Here is a 19,190-nt window from a genome sequence, read left to right as displayed (position 1 = left end):
CCAAAAAATTGGACGAATTTAAAAATAAAATGGGGATGAATTAAAATTTTAAAAGTAGCAGTATAATACATTGCGCTTTTTACCACTCTTTAGTGGCAAAGATAGACATACTTTCAAATCTCTGCAAACTTTTATCCTGCATAACGTATTTTTTTTCCAAAAAATTATTAAGACCACACCAACCATTTCATGGAGGTTATCAATATAGTCTGGTTTAAAAAAGATCTCAGACTGTCAGATCATGCGCCACTTTACTATGCCATTAAAGCAGGTCTTCCTATATTGCTCATTTACTGTTTTGAACCTTCTCAAACTAATCATCCAACTTATGGAGAAGTCCACCGTGCTTTTGCTGCCTCATCTCTTGCCGATTTGCAACAGCAGTTAAATCCTTATGGTCACGTTCTTCATATTTCCAATCTTGAATTTACCCGGGTTTTAGAAGTTTTACTTTCTCATTACAAGATTCACTCCGTATTTACACACCATGAAGTAACAATGCTTCATACCCGAAACAGAATTGAAGCAGTTGCTCAAGTCTGTGCAAACAACAATATAACGTTTAACCAACTAACTTCTGACAGTATTTTGTCCAAATCGCTTGTTGAGCCGCAGAACTGGTTGCAACAAAGAAATGCGTGGATCAACAGTGATTTGTTTGCGATCTCTTTAGACAAGATTCAAAAGGCAAATTTGTCTGAAGAAATTATTCAGCAGATATTCCCACTTAATTTAACTGAAAGAAAAAGCAAGGGACGCAAACAGCTTAAATACGAGAATATTCAAATTATTGCCGGCGAAACCAAGGCGCAACAATTACTCAACGATTTCTTGTTGAACAAAGCAAAAGGGGAATATAGGAAAAATCGCAATATTGCATTTAATGCCGGAACCTGGGGAAGCCGTTTATCTGCTTCGCTGGCCTTTGGCAATATCAATATTCGTCAGATTTACCGGCAACTCAAATCATTACAATTTAATGCAGCCGCAAAATTAGACTTAAAAGCCTTTAAAGCACAATTGTTGCTGCGCGATTTTGCCAAACAGGTTTTTGAGATAAATCCTCAACTCGAACATCAAAACCTGAATTATGTCGTCAATGGCATACGACTGAAATGGAATGAAGAGATGTTCGATGCTTTCACTTCTGCAAAGACTGGATTCCCATTAATAGATGCCTCAGTTTTGTGTTTATCAAAAACAGGTTTTATCAGCCATAGTCTCAGAGCTTTACTCATTTCCTTTGTGGCTCATCATCTTTGGTTGGACTGGCGAAAGGCTACCCCCTATTTTGCCGGTCAAATGATTGATTTTGATCCGGGGATTTATTTTTGGAATACTCAAATCATAGCCGGTTGTACCGGATTAACACCACTTAATATTTTGAACCCGATAAAAGAAGCCGGGCGCACGGACAAGAATGGGCTATTCATTAAACAATGGCTGCCCCGGTTTAAATTAGTTCCCGGTGCTTTATGTGGACAACCACAATCGCTAAAACAGTTAGAACAAGAGATGTACCATCTTAGGCTTGGACGCGAATACCCTTTGCCGATTGTAAATATCAACGAAACGGAACTGTTTGCCAAACAACATTTAGAGAAAATTTACCAAAAACCGGTTGCCATTAAAGAAACTGCCGCTATCCTTGAAAGTCTTTTGCCTGTTCCGGCTATCCTGAACAATGGCAAACTCAATCTATCCAGGAATTAGTGTTGCTTTGTCTCAGTCAAACGGATAATAATAGTTTTTTTCGTTCGGCTTGGGAAGAGAATGTGAATATAAAAGTAAAAGCCGTAGCCGTATTATTTTACCGGCTACGGCTTTATGTTTATGGAATGTTTAGGATAAATATTAGTCTATCGAACTGAATTTACCACTGCATTAAATGAATCAGGACTGTTTAGTGCAAGTTCGGCTAAAGTTTTGCGGCTTAATTGCACATTATTGGTGTGAATTAAGTGCATAAATTTGGAATAACTCAAACCGTGAGGTCTTACTGCGGCATTGATACGAACAATCCAAAGACTTCGGAAACGTCGTTTTTTATTTCGGCGATCGCGATAGGCATACAATAACCCTTTTTCAATGGTGTTTTTAGCAACTGTCCATACATTTTTTCTGCGACCGAAGTAGCCTTTGGCTAACTTCAGATAATTTCTTCGTCTTGCTTTTGAAGCGACATGATTGACTGACCTTGGCATCTTTAAAAAAATTTGCTTGTTAAGAAAGAACCTGTCATAGTACCTCTATGCAGGTAATCACACCTTTTGATTCAGGTTGCGATATTTGTTAAATAAAAAAACGTGAATTTTAAGGCAAAAAGAAAAAGTACACAATTTATTAAATCACTAAAAGCAACTTTACTCTTTGTAAATCGCAGGCTTTTACAAACACTGAACGGTTTAGCCTGCGTTTTCTGCTTTTGCTTTTATGTGTTAAAAGGTGGCTTTTCCATGCCTTGTGACGTTTGATGTTTCCGGCGCCGGTTATGGTAAACCGTTTCTTTGCGCTGGAATGAGTTTTCATTTTTGGCATAATTTTTCAATTTTGAAGCGCAAAAGTATGCTTTTTATTTTTTTTAACCAAACAAGTTTCAGATGTTGGTGATAAAAAAATAAATTCTATGTTGATATCGCCCACAAAACAGGAAAAACTGAGGGGTTAGTGCTCCAGTTTTACGATTTTTTGTGAAAAACTAATTTGTTCTCCCTGTCGAATTTGGAGAATATATAGTCCGGTTGGTATGGTTTCAGTAGAAACTACGGTAATTCCTGATGGCAAGTAGTTTAAACTTTTTTGCCAGACAATTTTACCGCTAATATCCATCAATACAATATCTGAATTACCATTCGATTCCTTACTGTTAAAAATATTAATTTCTTTGTCAAAAGGATTGGGAAAGGCTTGAATGGCAAATTCAATGACCGGATTATTGATGCCGGTGGCAAAAGTACTGAAAGTACTGAGGTCTGAAAATCCGGTAGCACCGGAATCGCAATTGCAACTTACCCGGATTTCATACATACTGAGCGGTATCAGATTAACTAACTGTGTGCTGTTATTGGTACTTAAAACCGTTTGCCAGGCAGGTGTTCCGGCAATATGATACTCTATGGTATAGCTTAAACATCCTGAAAGTTCGCTCCATGAGATAGAAGCACCGGTATCGGTAATGTTTTGAATAACTATGCCGTCAGGTATCTGACTAATACAAGAAGACTCTGTATTAAATGAGAAAGCAGTTGAAAAGTTGCTATCTGAATCGCTGCAATGGCATTGTACCTGAAAATTATAGGCTGTGCTTTCGTTCAAACCAGTAAGCAGGTAAATATTATCATCAATGTCGCCGACAGTATTCCAATCCGTACTTCCTGAAATTTGATATTGTAAGGTATAGGTTTCACAGGAAGCCGAACCTGTCCAGTTTAACTGAGCACTATTTTCGGTCAGGTTAGAAACATTCAAACCCGTTGGAACAAAAGGTGCACAAGCACTGCCTGCTTCAATAACCAGACAATAATCTTCAACTTCTCCATAGTCAAACACACCACAAGGTGGCGGTGGCGTATTATCATCCTCAATCCACTTCATGATTACCCGTATTCGGGTGCTGCCGGGTGTAGCACCCGGTGGTATGGTAATATTGCCATTTACAGTTGTTGATGAAGAGGTTTCAGATTCGAAGGCTAACTCCGTTTGTTCGTCAAATATTCCATCCTGATTATAGTCAATCCAGATTTTCCAGTATTCTTCATAATCTCCGTCAGAAAATCCGGGTGTCAATGCTATAGGATAAGTGTTGCCGGCTGTCAGGCTGAAAGGAGTAAGGGCAACATAAAACATATACCCCCCACTTTCACCACTTGTATTTGTAAAAGTATCAATGGTTATGTTTTGAATATGCTCATAACTGTCGTCATCGCTGTTGGCGCTGCAATAAATCATATCAACGCAGTTACCACATCCGGAAGTGGAAAAAGTGGTTATTGCCGAGGAAGCACTCATTGAGCCGCTGCCGCAAAAAGTCGAAATTCTGACCTCGTATGCCGTACAGGGAATCAGTCCTGTAAGGGGTAAACTATTATTGTCGCCAATTCCGGATTCGGCGAGCCAGGTTGAAGATCCAACTGGGCGATATTCAATCAGGTAGGTAATTGCGCCAAAAATGCTTTGCCAGGTTAAAGTTGCACCGGTTGGGTTTATATCGGAAGTAGTAATATTTCCGGGTGGAATACAACAGCCTTGTGTGCTGAAATTATAGGTAAAAGAGAAGGAACTTGACACTGTATCACAAACAGAAGCTATGCTGATTTGATAGTTGGTGCATGGGGTTAATCCATTGATAGTTACTGCATTTGAAGTGGCAGTCGTAACCATCCAATTGACATCTGCCTGTGCCTTGTATTGAACAATGAAATTGCTGATTTCGACAGAGGTGTTCCAGGTAAATGATGCAGAAACATCGGTGATATTGTTGGATGAGAGGGCAAAAGGAGTGGGGCAACCGGTGTCTGCACAATCGTAACTCATCGCCATTTGAAGGCTGTTATAAAGGTTCAGCCTTCCTCCGGTTACAGTGATTCCGTCCAAACTTGCATTTGGGGTAACGCCGTCCATAATGAACTGTTTGACAAGTATAGCAGCCTCTGCAGGGTTGGTATGTGAAAGCATCGCTAACTGGTAACATGGAGCTGAATAAATCAAACCGATTGCACCGGCAACATGAGGCGTTGCACCGGAAGTTCCCCCAAATCCGGCGTAGTTGTTCGTCTTGGCAGTGGTCCAGGTGTCTTCACCATAAGCCCCTAAATCTACATGCATAACACCATATCCTGCCTGATTGACTTTAATATCGTTTCGCCGAAGGTTGGTTACAGCTATTAAATAATCGCTGGGGCAGGCAGTTGGTAAATCGCCGACTTCGTCAATATTGGCATTGAGATTGGCGGTTGCGCCGGCGCTTAAAATGCCCTGCCAACCCATTTCATCATACATCGCACACCAAAGCGGTGCGTCTGAAGGCTGTCCATAGTCAGTACCCCAGGATGAGTTGGTTGCTACGACAAATGCGCCTTGCGCTCCGTTGGTTTCGTTATATAGGGTACGCATTGTAAGGGGATAAGAATATGCAGCAATATTATCTGCTTCGTTACCACTGCCGCCAACCACTATCATTAGTTTCACATCCCAGTTTACCCCTGCAACACCAATGCCGTTGTTTCCTTTTGCGCCGACAATACCGGCTACGGGAGTGCCATGCCAGCCGCCGAAGAATCCTCCGGTAATATCATCATTATTGTTGTCTGCATTCCATCCCCTATAATCGTCAACATAGCCGTTGCCATCATCGTCAACTCCGTTATTTGGTATTTCGGAATAGTTGAACCACCGGTTGCTTTGGTAATCGAGATGGTTCAGGTCTAATCCGTCATCAACAATACAAACAACAATGCTATCACCAAGCACTGTAACTCCACCTGTTGTAATATCCCAGGCAAGATCTGCGTCTAAATCTGCATTTGGAACTCCGCCGTTTGCGCCTGTATTGATGTACTGCCATTGATCTGTAAATTGCGGGTCATTGGGTATCGTTTCCCTGAGTTTGGTCAGGTGATTGTTTTGGATGATATTGACCGCAGGATTTTTAAACATGGCATCGAGCAATTTTTGTTGTGTGATGCGTTTAAAATCAAAACGAAGCAGGTAAATGCGCAAACCCGGAACTAAGGTTTGCTTTACCATCAGTTTTGTTGCTTTTCCTTCAAATGTTTGAAAATCTCTTACTACTCGATCTATACTTTCATCGTTTTTAAGCTGAACTATCAGTTCACCGGGCACATATAATGCCTGTGCCTGAGCGAATTGCAAGTAGAAAGTAAATATGACAATCAGGACTGCTAACTTCTTCATAACGGGAGTTTATAGATGAACGGGTGTTGAAGTTGATATAAATGGTAAAGTTTTTTAAGTAGGGTTTAATAAACACAAAATCTATTTGCCGGATGCCGGTTTTTCTGCTGTACTGAGTTCAGCAGCCTGAACAATTTCCATTTCGCGAATTATTTCGACGAGCGCATATCCGTTGTCCACCTTGGCACTGACTAACCACATATTGTCTTTGTCCGAAAGGTTTTGAATCGGTTGCAACTCATACTTGGCAAATGACCGAAGCAGTGAGTCGATAGATTCTCCCTTTTTCAGCTTAACAATTATTTGCGCACTTGGTTGTTTCTTTTTTGAAGAAGAATCTGAATGATTTCCGGTTTGGCAGGAAGTTGCAACTGAAAAGAAAAACATCAGGAGTATGAGGCAATATACTTTATTGAGTAAAGGCATATCAGGAAGAATATTTCAACAAAGGTAATGAATTTATAAATCGGGACATCCTAAGTTTTAAGTAATGTCTTGTGATTGATAGAAAGCCTGCTTTAACTGCGACCAGTAAAAACTCAAATCTGACCTTTCATTTTCTTTTATTTCACAAGGCGGAAACAAATGTGAGGGCGATTTCCGATGAAGTCTTCCGGGATAGTTTGCCGGGTAATGTCAGTGATTTCAGAGGCTTTTAATGCCTGGCTATCGAGTTTAAACCGCCGGTAATTGTTTGAAAAATAAATGACCCCTTTTTTGCTCATTTTGTTAAAGGTTTGATTGATCAACCATACATGATCGCGCTGAATGTCAAAGATGCCTTTCATCCGTTTGCTGTTTGAAAAAGTAGGCGGATCAATAACCGCTAAAGTGTAAAGCGGATCAGGAGGAGGGGATTGCCGCAACCATTGAAGGACATCATTTTGCAGGTATTGGTGGCTGTTTTGAATAAAACTGTTTAGTCGCATATTGTCTTGTGCCCATTGCAGATAGGTTGCCGACATATCTACGGAAGTAGTTGAAGCAGCACCCCCTGCTGCGGCATAGACGCTAAATGATCCGGTATAAGCAAACAAATTTAGAAAACGGGAGTTTTGCGCCTCAGCAGCCACCATACTTCGGGTAATTCGATGATCTAAAAACAAACCGGCATCTAAATAATCGGTCAGATTAACCATAAACCTAAGTCCGTTTTCTTCCACAATCCGCCGACGATGACGAGTTTCAATTTTTTCATATTGCAAACTTCCCTTTTGTTGTTGTCTGTGTCGGACAAACAAATTTTCGAGCGGTAAACCCAGCGTTTTTGCAACTATTTCTTTGCAGGCTTCTATCCAAACTTCCTGTTCTTCAGCGTTTCTGGGAGTTGTCCGTTCGTATTCTGCAAAATAAATCAGGTCTTCGTACAAGTCAATGCTGAATGGAAATTCGGGAATGTCGCGGTCATAAATGCGGTAACAGGTTATTTGCTCGCGTTTAGCCCATTTTTTCAAATGTTTCAGACGTTTTGAAAGCCTGTTTTCAAACATAATCAATTTCTCCATCAGGGAAGTGGCAATTGGTTGATTTTGTAAAGGTAGGATTTGAATTCCTTATTCAAAGCAAGAATCATCCTTATTTAAAAAAGGGTTAAACAGGGTGGGGCACTGATTACAAATAACCTTTTGCCTGTAAGTTGAAAAGTTCGGCATAAAGGCCGTTATTGCTCAATAATTCTTCGTGTGAGCCTATTTCTTCCATTTTTCCGTTTCGGAGAACCAGAATCCGGTCGGCCATTCTTACCGTAGAAAAACGGTGTGAAATCAAAACGGCGGTTTTTCCTTTGGTTAAATCGGCAAATCTCACAAAGACTTCGTATTCTGCGCGAGCGTCCAAAGCAGCAGTAGGCTCATCTAAAATCAGGAGTTGAGCATTTCGCATATATGCACGGCTAAGTGCGACTTTTTGCCATTCTCCACCGGACAGTTCGATGCCGTTGGCAAACCTTTTTCCGAGCATCTGATGATATTGCATTGGCAAAGCTTCAATCACCTCATCGGCAAGACTTTGATGAGCGGCATGTTTGATTTTGTTTTCATTGCCAATTTCTTCTATTTTCCCGATGGCAATATTGTCTTTAACGGGCATTTGAAAACGAACAAAATCCTGAAATATAACCCCGATTGCGTTTCGGAGTTCGTGAATATCATATTCTTTCAGGTCATAACCATCGAGCAGGATACGACCTTCGGTGGGGTCGTATAAACGGCCAAGCAGTTTAACCAAAGTGGTTTTTCCTGCTCCGTTTTCTCCGACCAAGGCCAGCTTTTCACCGGCTTTGAGGGTAAATGTCAGGTTGCGGTTTGCCCATTTTTTTGCATTCTGATATTTAAATCCGACATTTTCAAACCTAAAGCCTTCTTTAATCGGGTTTGGAAAAGGACGGGGATTTGCAGGCGAAGTGATGTTGGGAAGTATTTCAAAAAAATCAAAAAAATCTTTGAGATACATGGCTTGTTGGGCAATTTGGGAAAAACGGGTGAGAATTCCTTGAAGCAACATGCGCATCCGATTGAATGAGCCGGCTAAAAAGGTGAGATCGCCCACAGAAATCAAGCCTTTTACCGTTTGAGACAAGATGACAACATACGCTGCATAATAACCGGCATCTCCAAGTCCGTTAAAAAAATATCCCCAGGCTGCCCGTTTCATGGCCAATCGCCGGTTGGCTTCATAATACAGGTTGGCCAAATTGCTGAAACGTTCTTTCAGAAAATTGGTCAGCCCGAAAATTTTAATTTCTTTGGCGGTTTCGTCGCTTGCACCTATGAAGCGGAGATAATCTAATTCCCGGCGTTCGGCAGTCCAGTTCATCACTAAAGAATAGCTTCTTTGATTAAAATAGGTTTCGCTCAAAAACACAGGGATGACGGCAACTATCAGCAACAGAATTAACCAGGGATTAAATACCACCAACCCTGCGGCTAAGAAAAACAAAGTAATGATGTCCTGAAACTGATTTAATATATCTGACATGAGCGAAACTCTGCCGATTGTTTGTCTTCTTGCGCGGTCTAACTTGTCATAAAATTCGGCATCTTCAAACTGGGGTAAATCCAATTCTGCGGCATGTTCAATCAGCATCACCGATGTTTTGTTGGCAAACTTATCGCCAAGCATTGAATCTATTAAATTGATTAAACGGTTGACTAAACTTGCTGCCAACACAATTCCAAGTTCGATTCCAACTAACTGCCATAACCGAGTGTGGTCGGCTAAATCCGGAGTTTTTGTTAAAAGGATAACCTCATCTATAATTAGTTTTGCAATATAAAGGGTCAGCAATGGCGTTACCGAAGTTAAGACCCTCAACAGGATATTGATAAGGGTGAATTCTTTGCTCGTTGCCCAAATTAACCTGAAAAACTTTGGCAGAATGGCGAGGGCTTTTATGCTATCAGAAAAAGAAACTTCAAGAGTAGGGGAGTTGCGCCGGGTTGTATTGCTTTTTACTATGCCGAAAAGTTTACTCCAAAATGACATTTGGGTGTGTTAAGATTTTTGAAAAATAGAGTTAAACAGTAAATCACTTCCAGATTGATATTACATTTTCGTAAAACAATATTTTCAGTCAATCTGTTCGGAACCCTTCTTTATTAAAACCTATTTAGCAAATAGGTTGGACTTTATCAATCGCGGAGATTTAATCTTATACAGATACAACAACTGTAAAAAAGAGAACGACATGATAAATACAACTTTTCAGTTTAAAGCCTGTCAATTAGAACCAACAAGAGCGAGACTGAAATGCTGTTATACGGATTGTAAATTCATTTTTAGTCCAATCCAATTGTGCTGTAACCCCCGAAAATTTGGAGTTTTGGCATAAGCCCAATCCCGTAGGCATGTAATTTACATGGAATAAATTCTTTTACAACCTTTGTAATATTCCTAAGGAATGATGATGACGGTTTTTTTTTGTAGCTACCAATATATTATCCCTACGGGATAAGGATAATAAGATTGCTTCAGATCCAAAAAATATCAACTGTCATTATCTTGACCGGGCTATTTTAATATTACAATCCGTATTACTTGAAAACCACACAAACCGGCTCTTTCAGAAATCATAAGATGGTTTAGCTACCGCACCACTGTCACCTTGCCCCGCACCAAAACAGCACCGCCATCCTCAACCACATAAACATACACCCCCTCCGGAAGATGAGCCACCGAAATAGTTTTACTCTTTTCGCCCGCCGCAAGGGTGATTTGCAAAACCAACTGACCCGTGAGGTTGTAGAGTTTTACCCCTAAATCCCCTGTTACCCCCCAGCCCCCTGAAGGGGGAGTTTGGCCTTCTGTAAAGGCAAAGGTTAGGGTGTTTTGGGCGGGGTTGGGATAAACCTGCAACATGCTCTGTAATTCCCCTCCTTGGAGGGGTTGGGGTGGGTTTCCTACCGTTTGCACGACAACATCCTGCGAATACACCGAAGTATCTCCGCAAACGACGAGGGTGAGGGTAACGGTGTAGCTGCCGTTTTCTTCGTAACTGTAAATGGGGTTGGTTTGGTTGGATGGCGGGCTGCCGTCGCCAAAATCCCAAACATAGTAGCCGCCTTGCTCGGTGTAGCTGTTTTGGCTTAGGTTGGTAAAGATGATAGCACCGCCGAAATCTTGATAACTAAATTCTGCCTGCGGATTGGGAGCGAAGCCGAAACAAACGGCTTGGATTTGTGTGGAGGTGTCGTTGCAAACAATGACTTGGAGGGTAACGCCGTAGATGCCCTCTGTCTGGTAGGTGTGAATGAGCGTATCTTGGGTGCAGGGGGCGTAGCCTTGCCCGCAGAGGTAGGGCGGGCTGCCATCGCCCCAGTTCAAAACATAGTAGCCGCCGTCTATGCTGTCGGGGTAGGCGTATTGGCTTTGGTTGGTAAACTGAAAACGGCTTGGTACATCGGGGTCTTGCTCTGTGGTAAATGCAGCTTCCGGCATAGTTAGCAAGCCCATGCAGTTGGTTTTGACCAACCATGCATAAGCATACCCCTCGCTTTCCGACAACATACTGTCTTTTCTGCCTGCCATCATGTACCCGCCGTCCAAAGTGGGCGTAAAATCGTAGGCGTAATCGTGGGCATAGCCTCCAAAACTGTTTATGGGATTGCCGTAATGCCGATACCATAACGGGTTACCATTGGTATCGGTCCGCAACAGATACGTTTCTATTTGCGGACCTGTATCACCTATAGTTCCATAACTACCACAGCTTATATAACCGCCGTCACTTAATTGTATTACACCGGAGTTGGATCCCTGCCCCCGTCGTAAAATACTGCTTTCCCCAAACAAAATTGCCTGCGCTATCGGTTTTTAGTAAATAGGGACGGAATATTTGATTTCCGGCGAGAGCGCTTGCTCCTCCTATAATAAACCCATTATCGGCAGTTTGCTGAAAACTCAAACCCTGATCCATAGATCCGACATCGTGTACTTTGCTCCACTCGGCATTGCCTGTCGAATCGATTTTCATCAGCAATATATTGCCTTGGTCAATTGGAAAATCATTCCAGTTCATATTAACGCTGCCGGTCAGGTAATAGCCGCCATCGGGGGCTGCCATGACATCTCTGAAAGTGCAATGACTATTGAATATTGGATATATTTTTTGCCACTCTTTGCTGCCGTCAGGGCCTAATTTCACTGCATACAGCGTATAGTGCGAATAACCCCCGTTTACTAAATAACCTGCTGCTAAGTAACCTCCGTCGGCAGATCGGGTGATGCGGTAGGCGCGTGAGTCGGATGTTGTTACGCCGTAATTGCTTAAACTCTGCAAATATCCGGCATTATTGACAAAATAACTGCACATGCCACTTTGACTATTTTGTATGTAATCTTCTGCAAGGGTGCCGGCAGTGACGTAATGTCCATAATTGCCTTTAATTATATCTAATATTCCATTTTCTCCTGCACTATCAAAAAGAGTATGCCATAAGACAATTGCATTTTTATCTATTTTAGCTATATATGCCGTAGATTTTAAAGGAGTGTAATAGGTATAGTTTCCTGCTATAACAAAATTTGAGTCAGTTAAAGCGATAATAGTTTGAATCTCATGCAAATCTGCCCACAGGGGTAGTACTTTTTCGTAGTATTTGTTTTGCGAAAATAATCCTGTGCCTATAAGAACGCATAATAGGGGACACAACTTTTTCATGTCAGTAGTTTTTAAGAGAATGAAAAAAGCGTTGCGGAATGTAAAACAATCCGCAACGCTTCATTAAAAACAATTACTTAACCAAAACAAATTTACTATATCGCAACGGCTTTCCGTTTAAAGTAATCTGATAAAAGTAAATACCCTGCGAAAGTCCATGGGTTTGAAAACGCATCAAGCCGTTGCCGGTAAGTTGGCGGGATTGTAATAACATTCCGGAAAAATCGTAGAGGACAAACTCTGCTTGCCGGTTGCCGGAAAGCCGGTAGGTCATACAAACCTCATCGGAGGCGGGGTTGGGATAAACTGTAACTGATGACACATTGCTGTTGCCTTGATTTTTAAAATGTACATTCCAGTTTCCTATACTTTCGGCTATTATGGAAGGAAGTTGAGGCAAGGCAAGTATTATTTCTTCACCGAATGCTGTATATAGAATTACTCGTGCATCCATTGCAGCAAGGGTATTTGTAGCTGCTATTTCTCTTACCAAAGCTTCTTCTTCGGAGGTGATACCGAGGTAAGTTCGGTTGTTTTGAGTATCCATAATTTTTTACAATTTGGTTCGTACAAATATAGTTGTTTTGAAAATTGCCTGTATTTACCAAACCTCATGGTTTTGGCAAAACCATGAGGTTTTAAACACCCTGCCTTTCAGGTTTTTTACTTTTCACTTTTAGTTTTTCACTTTTCACTACCGCACCACCGCCACCTTCCCCCTTGCGACCACCAGACCGCCTTGCTCTGCGGCGTAGAGATACACGCCGGGCGGCAGGGGCGGAGTTTGGAGGGGGGTAAAGATGTCGTAGGGCGGAAGGGGTTGATTAGTGATAGGTCTGCCTTGTATATCGTATAGATGAAGGGTGGCAGCAGGGGTAGAGGGCAGGTTGTAAAATACTGCCAACTCGCCGTAGCCCAACCATGTTACTTTTACGGGAGAAACCGCAACGCTGCTACCTGCCTGCGGCGGCGGGGTATCCATGCCCGTAACCACCGAGTGGACAATGGCGGTATCGGTACAGCCGCCCTCGCCAAAACAACCTATGGCGTTTACTTTCAGCAAGACCGCCTGACCTTTCCAAAAACCGGTTTCGGGGTCGGGGCGGTTGGCATAGCCCGTGGCCACTATATCGCCGTAGGGGTCTTCGGTAACGGCGTATAGCAGCATAAACTGCGCCAGCGACTCCCAATAGATGTACTCCCGCATCCAAATCAACTCGCCCTGCGGACTTAGGCGGAATATCCAGCAGGTCGGATTGCCGGTAAGACTGAAATTGCCCGTGTAGCCACAGCCTATTATGTCGCCGTTGGCGCATACATATAGATCTTGGATATTGCGACCGTAATCATTACTTACAAAAGTGTATTGCCAGTCTATATTGCCATCTGTATCATAGCTTCTTACAAAGTAACTGCCTCTGTTCTCTGTTGCACCCCCTAAGAGATCTGCAACTTGCTACAAAATGACCATTTTGTAGCAGTGCCAAGTGAATAGGTGGAAGTGCTAAACCAACATTATTTATAGCCTGCTCCCAGATGGTGTTACCAATTGTATCTGTTTTTCGGAGGTAGCCGTAGATTTTGTCGGGTTCGTTTTGCGCGCCTATGCCTAATATGTACTCTTGCGTGGGGAGGAGGAGGAGGTCGGCAGGCATACTAAAATTAAAGTCGCCGACATTTTCAAGTTCATAAGAAGCTGTGATTTGTAAACTTGTGTCTAATTTTAACAAAACGCTGTGTGTGTACTGGTTTACAATACCGTAACTTGTCGCCGCTACAATTTTGCCTTGTTCATATATCATAGAAGTTGCTCCATTGCGTAAAGTATCGCCATGATAAAGGGTGTTCAAAAAACAGTTCCGTTTTCATTTAGCTTTCTGAAAGCATCTTGCCAATTAGAACCCGGCAGATAATCATAACTTGAAACTATATACGCATTTGGTATTGGAAGCAATCCCCAACCATGTATGTCGTACGGGAAATTGCTTATCTGACTATCCCAAACTTTCTCGCCTGAAATAGTTGATTTAAACACTCCTATACCCGAATTTGAACCTCCGCCAAAAATAGAACCACACGCTACCACATATCCGTCTGCCTCCGAAATAATTCGGGACCCGTTATCGGAACTGGTTCCGGAGATGCCGATAGTTTTGATGTAGTACTCCTGTGCCGGCAAAGGCGTGAAAGACCAAAACAATATAAATAATATACGTCCGAGGTTTACTACTTTCATATTGAGGGGGTATTTGCTCAGTTAATATAATAATACCTCCCACGGCAACCTTCATATAGCAGGCTGACATGGGAGGCTCAGTGGAGATGTTAGTGTTGGATAACAAATTTGGTATATTCTATACGGATTCCATCAGCGATTAGGCTCAGGAAATATACACCGTTTGGAAGGTGGTGGGTGGACAAGCCCACAGTGTATTCACTGTGGGAAATAACTAATTGCTGAACAATTTTACCTTGTGTGTTAAACAGGTAGAGGTGGTTTGAGATTCGGTAAGGAAAGGCGGTATGCCGATGTTTATATATTGGCTGGCGGGATTGGGCTGCACCCCACAGCCGGTTTGTAGTTTTAAGGTCTTTAATGGTTACTTTCGGGTAGGATATCGGAGTAGTTTTTCGCTACCGGTGGGCATCCACCACTCAAACTGCTCGCCCGTCAGCAGGTTGAGCAGGGCTTGGGCGGCAGGGGCCTGGGTGCCGTAGGCATCGGCTATGCAGTGCAGGGTTTCATATTGCGCTTCGCTTAATTCAAAGCCATTGATTGCCGACAGGCGTAGCAGGTTGATTTGCTGTACGGTTTTGTAGTCTTGCTCATCTTGTGTTTCGGCAGGCAAACTGTTTAAAGGGTTTGGGCATCGGCATAATTGCCATGGCGGGCTTTCTGACCGATTAAACTGCGAAGGGCAAAGGGGGTGTTTTCGGATAGCAGGAAGTTGTAAAGGACAAATAGTATCATTGCTTTATATTTTTTGTGTGAAGATAGAAAAAATGATACGGTTTGTAAAATCTGTTTGGACATTAGTGCTTGCCAGTCACCCCTAAATCCCCTGTTACCCCTAAATCCCCTGAAGGGGACTTTGAAACCCATTGAAAAGTTAGGGTGTTTTGGTACGGTAACGCAGTCTGCGTTTCCAACGCAAACAGCGTTTATAAGCACCCCCTACCGCATCACCGCCACCTTCCCCCTTGCCACTATCATACCCCCTTGCTCTGCGGCGTAGAGATACACGCCGGGCGGCAGGGGCGGAGTTTGGAGGGGGGTAAAGATGTCGTAGGGCGGAAGGGGTTGATTAGTGATAGGTCTGCCTTGTATATCGTATAGATGAAGGGTGGCAGCAGGGGTAGCAGGAAGGTTGTAAAATACTGCCAACTCGCCGTAGCCCAACCATGTTACTTTTACGGGAGAAACAGCAACGCTGCTACCTGCCTGCGGCGGCGGGGTATCCATGCCAGTAACAACCGAGTGGACAATGGCGGTATCGGTACAACCGCCCTCGCCAAAACAACCCATGGCGTTTACTTTCAGCAAGACCGCCTGACCTTTCCAAAAACCGGTTTCGGGGTCGGGGCGGTTGGCATAGCCGGTGGCCACTATATCGCCGTAGGGGTCTTCGGTGACCGCATATAAAGGCATATAATGTCCCAATGCTTCCCAATACACAAACTCCCGGGACCAGAACAACTCGCCTTGCGGACTAAGTCTGAATATCCAACCCGTTAAATATTCGGGATATGCTTCCAAGGTGTAACCGCAGCCTATTATATCTCCGTTGGCACACACATACAGGTCTTGTATGTTTCTAATGTAATCGACACTGGCAAACGTATATTGCCAAAGGCTGTCCCCCTCTGCATTATAGCACCTGACAAAAAAGGATCCCCGGTCTTGTGTTGCTCCTCCAAGTTTTACGCCCCAAGAAACTACAAAGTTGCCGTTTTTAAGGGTTGCCAAGTGCATATTAGCCACACCCATATAAACATTATTAATAGCCTGCTCCCAGATAGTGTTGCCAATGGTATCTGTTTTTCGGAGGTAGCCGTAGATTTTGTTGGGCTCGTTTTGTGCGCCTATGCCTAAGATGTATTCTTGGGTGGGGAGGAGGAGGATGGATTCAGATCCGTTGTTAACATAACCTCCTGCATTTAAGAGCGTATCTTTTTTTAAGATGGCACCCATGCTATCTAATTTGATTAGAAGTGGTTGGTTTTGATATGGCTCTGTCTTGCCAACACTGGTAAAAGCAACTATATTATTTCCAAATATAACACTTGAAGGAGAACGGTTATTTACGCTATCTCCATGTATTACTGTTCTGTAAATCAAGCCGGTTTGCGTAACAAATAAAAATAAATCTTGAAATCCCAGTACCTCTTCCACTTTTCCTCCACTAATCAAATAACTACTGCTTGGCAATCTTATTAAATTTTTGGGACCTGAGTCATATGGGTAATAATTTACTGCATTTCCCCATATCTCTTCTCCCCACAAATTGGTTTTAAAGATGCCAATCCCCCCAATTGCACTAAAAGCCATGGATCCTGTCATTACCACATAACCTGTCTCATCAGCCAGTATATCTAACCCATTATCAGAACTGGTGCCAGTGATGCTAATGGTTTTGATGTAGTAATCCTGTGCATGGAGTTGTAAGCAAGACCAAAACAGGGTAAGTAAGATATAGACAAGGTTTGTTGTTTTCATATTGTGAATAGATTTGCCATTTTAAATAATAATCCTACGGTCGTTTGTACAGTTTTTACTATACAAACGTCCGTAGAGATTGGATAATATTAATGTTGAATAAGCAATTTGGTTTGCGCTACGCGAATACCATCAGCCATAAGATTTAGGATATAAACGCCGTTTGGCAAATCTTGGGTGTGTATGCTGAGTTCGTACTCGCCATAAGCAACAGGTATCTGCTGCACTGCTATCCCTTGGGTATTATACAGGTATAGTTCGGTTTGTTTTTCGGCAAAAAAGAGGGGTATGCTAATGCTTACCTGCTCTTTTGCCGGGTTGGGGCGTACCCATAATCTGTTTTCGGTTTTCAGATTGATGAGCGGTACTTGTGGGTAAGGGGGCGGGGTGGTTTTGCCGGTATATAGTGGTATCTGCCACTCAAACTGTTCGCCCGACAGCAGGTTTAGCAGGGCTTGGGCAGCGGGTGCTTGGGTTTGGTAGCTTTCAGCTATATTGCTCAGGGCTTGGTACTGGGGTTCGCTCAAGCTAAAAGTATCGGTTGCCGTCAGGCGTTGAAGATTGATTTGTTGCACGGTTTTATAGTCCTGCTCATCAGGCGCATCGGCAGGCAGACTGTATAGCAGGGCTTGAGCACCGGTAATATTGCCATAGCGGGCTTTCTGACCGATTAAACTGCGAAGGGCAAAGGGGGTGTTTTCGGAGAGCAGGAAATTGTAAAGGATAAATAGTATCATAGCATTATATTTTTTGTGTGAAGATAGAAAAATAATACTGTTTGAACAAAAGTTAGGAGGCGGATGTCTGCGGGGTAGCAGTCAAAGGCAGGGATAAATCCTTATAGGATTGGCAAACCTATAAGGATTGCCCTTCCGAACATTAAATGAACCCTACCGCAACACCGCCACTTTCCCTCTCGCCACAACCAGACCGCCTTGCTCGGCGGCGTAGAGATAGATGCCCGGCGGGAGGGGCGGAGTTTGGAGGGGGGTAAAGATGTCGTAAGGCGGAAGGGTTTGGGTGGCGATATGCCTGCCCTGTATGTCGTATAAATGTAACTGCGCCGCAGGCGCGGCGGGCAGGTTGTAAAATACTGCCATTTCGCCATAGCCCAACCATGTTACTTTTACGGGAGAAACCGCAACGTCGCTACCTGCCTGTGGCGGCGGGGTATCCATGCCCGTTACTACCGAGTGGACAATGGCGGTATCGGTACAGCCGCCCTCGCCAAAACAACCCATGGCATTTACTTTCAGCAAGACCGCCTGACCTTTCCAAAAACCCGTTTCGGGGTCGGGGCGGTTGGCATAGCCCGTGGCCACTATGTCGCCGTAGGGGTCTTCGGTAACGGCGTATAGCAGCATAAACTGAGCCAGTGACTCCCAATAAACATACTCCCGCATCCAAATCAACTCTCCTTGCGGACTTAGTCGGAATATCCAGCAGGTGGGATTGCCGGTAATATCAAAATTGCCCGTATAGCCGCAGCCTATTATATCGCCGTTGGCGCATACATGCAAGTCTTGAATGTTGCGACCGTAGCCTGCCAAGGTAATAGAAAAAGTATATTGCCAAATACTGTCACCTGCAGCATTGTAACAACGTACAAAAGTTCCATACTCTTGATTAACACTCTCTTCTTGTCCCCATGAAACTACAAAGTTGCCATTTTGAAGCGCAGCTAAATGAAGTGGGGCGGTGATGCTTTTATAATCATTTATTTTTTGCTCCCAAATAGTGTTACCAATTGTATCTGTTTTTCGGAGGTAGCCGTAGATTTTGTTGGGCTCGTTTTGCGCGCCTATACCTAATATGTACTCCTGCGTGGGGAGGAGGAGGAGGTCTGCCGAGCCACATCTCGGAAATCCTTCTATATTTATTATGGTATCCCTTCGATGTACTGTTCCAATGGTATCCATAGTTAACAACAATGTATAATTGTATTGCTCTAACCCAATGCCGGGTGGCGTAATGCTTGTATAAGAAACAATTTGGTTGTCGCGACTAATACTATATGGTGCCCTGTTATCCATAGTATCGCCATGTAAAACATGCCTGTATATTTCACCATTTTTGTTTACAAAAGTAAAAAGATCTTGATAAAGCATACCGCTTTGAACTACTGCTCCGCTTAATAAGTAGTTTTCATTAGGCAGTTGAAGAAGTCCGAGACACCGGGTTCGTATGGCGGGAAATTAAAATAGTTTTGCCATATTTCTACTCCGTCAAAATCAACTTTAAAAAAACCGGTACCTCCAACTGAACCACATAAAACAACATACCCTTCTTCGTCTGCAATTATATCCAAACCATTATCTGAAACAGTATTTTCAACAGAAACGGTCTTTATATAATACTCTTGTGCTTTCAAACTGAAGAGATTAAGAAATATTATTAAGTACA

General features: G+C 43.0%; 19 protein-coding genes. 1 reads left to right on the top strand and 18 read right to left on the bottom strand.

Features of this window, described 5'->3' with window-relative positions:
* Positions 1 to 189: 189 nt before the first annotated feature.
* On the top strand, positions 190 to 1,713 hold the full coding sequence (locus tag IPM47_18460; GenBank protein QQS28802.1) for a deoxyribodipyrimidine photo-lyase: 1,524 nt from the start codon (positions 190 to 192) through the stop codon (positions 1,711 to 1,713).
* A gap of 146 nt (positions 1,714 to 1,859) precedes the next feature.
* On the opposite strand, the gene rplT is transcribed toward IPM47_18460, so the two are convergent.
* The 18 genes from rplT to IPM47_18370 form a co-directional block, all read right to left on the bottom strand.
* Entirely contained in the window at positions 1,860 to 2,204 is a 345-nt protein-coding gene (rplT, locus tag IPM47_18455) for a 50S ribosomal protein L20 (protein QQS28801.1), read from the bottom strand.
* A 139-nt stretch (positions 2,205 to 2,343) separates the two neighbouring features.
* The gene (gene rpmI / locus IPM47_18450; GenBank protein ID QQS28800.1) at positions 2,344 to 2,538 is read right to left on the bottom strand and encodes a 50S ribosomal protein L35; all 195 of its coding nucleotides are present in this window, start codon (positions 2,536 to 2,538) and stop codon (positions 2,344 to 2,346) included.
* A 126-nt stretch (positions 2,539 to 2,664) separates the two neighbouring features.
* The gene (locus IPM47_18445; protein QQS28799.1) at positions 2,665 to 5,913 is read right to left on the bottom strand and encodes a fibronectin type III domain-containing protein; all 3,249 of its coding nucleotides are present in this window, start codon (positions 5,911 to 5,913) and stop codon (positions 2,665 to 2,667) included.
* 81 nt (positions 5,914 to 5,994) lie between these two features.
* On the bottom strand, positions 5,995 to 6,339 hold the full coding sequence (locus IPM47_18440; protein ID QQS28798.1) for a hypothetical protein: 345 nt from the start codon (positions 6,337 to 6,339) through the stop codon (positions 5,995 to 5,997).
* 137 nt (positions 6,340 to 6,476) lie between these two features.
* The gene (locus tag IPM47_18435; GenBank protein QQS28797.1) at positions 6,477 to 7,418 is read right to left on the bottom strand and encodes a class I SAM-dependent methyltransferase; all 942 of its coding nucleotides are present in this window, start codon (positions 7,416 to 7,418) and stop codon (positions 6,477 to 6,479) included.
* Between the two features lie 106 nt (positions 7,419 to 7,524).
* On the bottom strand, positions 7,525 to 9,396 hold the full coding sequence (locus IPM47_18430) for an ABC transporter ATP-binding protein (GenBank protein ID QQS28796.1): 1,872 nt from the start codon (positions 9,394 to 9,396) through the stop codon (positions 7,525 to 7,527).
* Between the two features lie 600 nt (positions 9,397 to 9,996).
* Positions 9,997 to 11,202, bottom strand: a complete 1,206-nt coding sequence (locus tag IPM47_18425) for a T9SS type A sorting domain-containing protein (GenBank protein ID QQS28795.1) — start codon at positions 11,200 to 11,202, stop codon at positions 9,997 to 9,999.
* Positions 11,135 to 12,070: a hypothetical protein gene (locus IPM47_18420; GenBank protein ID QQS28794.1), complete on the bottom strand. Its 936-nt coding sequence runs from the start codon at positions 12,068 to 12,070 to the stop codon at positions 11,135 to 11,137. The genes IPM47_18425 and IPM47_18420 overlap by 68 nt, the downstream gene beginning before the upstream one ends.
* A 73-nt stretch (positions 12,071 to 12,143) precedes the next feature.
* Positions 12,144 to 12,617, bottom strand: coding sequence for a T9SS type A sorting domain-containing protein (locus IPM47_18415; GenBank protein QQS28793.1), 474 nt, complete (start codon positions 12,615 to 12,617; stop codon positions 12,144 to 12,146).
* A gap of 147 nt (positions 12,618 to 12,764) precedes the next feature.
* Entirely contained in the window at positions 12,765 to 13,277 is a 513-nt protein-coding gene (locus IPM47_18410; protein QQS28792.1) for a hypothetical protein, read from the bottom strand.
* Between the two features lie 184 nt (positions 13,278 to 13,461).
* Positions 13,462 to 13,920 (bottom strand): hypothetical protein, encoded by a 459-nt coding sequence (locus IPM47_18405; GenBank protein ID QQS28791.1) that lies wholly within the window; start codon positions 13,918 to 13,920, stop codon positions 13,462 to 13,464.
* Positions 13,917 to 14,306, bottom strand: a complete 390-nt coding sequence (locus IPM47_18400; GenBank protein ID QQS28790.1) for a hypothetical protein — start codon at positions 14,304 to 14,306, stop codon at positions 13,917 to 13,919. Before IPM47_18400 ends, IPM47_18405 begins: the two co-directional genes overlap by 4 nt.
* Positions 14,307 to 14,395: 89 nt before the next feature.
* Positions 14,396 to 14,689, bottom strand: a complete 294-nt coding sequence (locus tag IPM47_18395) for a T9SS type A sorting domain-containing protein (protein ID QQS31523.1) — start codon at positions 14,687 to 14,689, stop codon at positions 14,396 to 14,398.
* Entirely contained in the window at positions 14,671 to 14,919 is a 249-nt protein-coding gene (locus IPM47_18390; protein QQS28789.1) for a hypothetical protein, read from the bottom strand. The genes IPM47_18395 and IPM47_18390 overlap by 19 nt, the downstream gene beginning before the upstream one ends.
* A gap of 326 nt (positions 14,920 to 15,245) precedes the next feature.
* Positions 15,246 to 16,787, bottom strand: coding sequence for a hypothetical protein (locus IPM47_18385; GenBank protein ID QQS28788.1), 1,542 nt, complete (start codon positions 16,785 to 16,787; stop codon positions 15,246 to 15,248).
* Positions 16,788 to 16,876: 89 nt separating this feature from the next.
* On the bottom strand, positions 16,877 to 17,524 hold the full coding sequence (locus IPM47_18380) for a T9SS type A sorting domain-containing protein (protein QQS28787.1): 648 nt from the start codon (positions 17,522 to 17,524) through the stop codon (positions 16,877 to 16,879).
* 153 nt (positions 17,525 to 17,677) lie between these two features.
* Positions 17,678 to 18,895, bottom strand: coding sequence for a hypothetical protein (locus IPM47_18375; GenBank protein ID QQS28786.1), 1,218 nt, complete (start codon positions 18,893 to 18,895; stop codon positions 17,678 to 17,680).
* Positions 18,896 to 18,918: 23 nt separating this feature from the next.
* The gene (locus tag IPM47_18370; GenBank protein QQS28785.1) at positions 18,919 to 19,158 is read right to left on the bottom strand and encodes a hypothetical protein; all 240 of its coding nucleotides are present in this window, start codon (positions 19,156 to 19,158) and stop codon (positions 18,919 to 18,921) included.
* Positions 19,159 to 19,190: the final 32 nt, after the last annotated feature.

The organism is Sphingobacteriales bacterium, from assembly GCA_016700115.1.
In the GTDB taxonomy this organism is placed as follows: domain Bacteria; phylum Bacteroidota; class Bacteroidia; order Chitinophagales; family UBA2359; genus UBA2359.
The sequence above is the reverse complement of the archived record's forward strand: the minus strand, read 5'-3'. Positions and strand labels throughout refer to the sequence as shown.

Excerpts from the sequence above, each read along its gene's own strand:
- rplT (QQS28801.1), bottom strand. The coding sequence starts at position 2,204 with ATGCCAAGGTCAGTCAATCATGTCGCTTCAAAAGCAAGACGAAGAAAT.
- rpmI (QQS28800.1), bottom strand. The coding sequence starts at position 2,538 with ATGCCAAAAATGAAAACTCATTCCAGCGCAAAGAAACGGTTTACCATA.
- IPM47_18400 (QQS28790.1), bottom strand. The coding sequence starts at position 14,306 with ATGAAAGTAGTAAACCTCGGACGTATATTATTTATATTGTTTTGGTCT.
- IPM47_18415 (QQS28793.1), bottom strand. The coding sequence starts at position 12,617 with ATGGATACTCAAAACAACCGAACTTACCTCGGTATCACCTCCGAAGAA.
- IPM47_18445 (QQS28799.1), bottom strand. The coding sequence starts at position 5,913 with ATGAAGAAGTTAGCAGTCCTGATTGTCATATTTACTTTCTACTTGCAA.
- IPM47_18410 (QQS28792.1), bottom strand. The coding sequence starts at position 13,277 with ATGCGGGAGTACATCTATTGGGAGTCGCTGGCGCAGTTTATGCTGCTA.
- IPM47_18375 (QQS28786.1), bottom strand. The coding sequence starts at position 18,895 with ATGCTTTATCAAGATCTTTTTACTTTTGTAAACAAAAATGGTGAAATA.
- IPM47_18385 (QQS28788.1), bottom strand. The coding sequence starts at position 16,787 with ATGAAAACAACAAACCTTGTCTATATCTTACTTACCCTGTTTTGGTCT.
- IPM47_18460 (QQS28802.1), top strand. The coding sequence starts at position 190 with ATGGAGGTTATCAATATAGTCTGGTTTAAAAAAGATCTCAGACTGTCA.
- IPM47_18440 (QQS28798.1), bottom strand. The coding sequence starts at position 6,339 with ATGCCTTTACTCAATAAAGTATATTGCCTCATACTCCTGATGTTTTTC.
- IPM47_18380 (QQS28787.1), bottom strand. The coding sequence starts at position 17,524 with ATGATACTATTTATCCTTTACAATTTCCTGCTCTCCGAAAACACCCCC.
- IPM47_18430 (QQS28796.1), bottom strand. The coding sequence starts at position 9,396 with ATGTCATTTTGGAGTAAACTTTTCGGCATAGTAAAAAGCAATACAACC.
- IPM47_18420 (QQS28794.1), bottom strand. The coding sequence starts at position 12,070 with ATGAAAAAGTTGTGTCCCCTATTATGCGTTCTTATAGGCACAGGATTA.
- IPM47_18435 (QQS28797.1), bottom strand. The coding sequence starts at position 7,418 with ATGGAGAAATTGATTATGTTTGAAAACAGGCTTTCAAAACGTCTGAAA.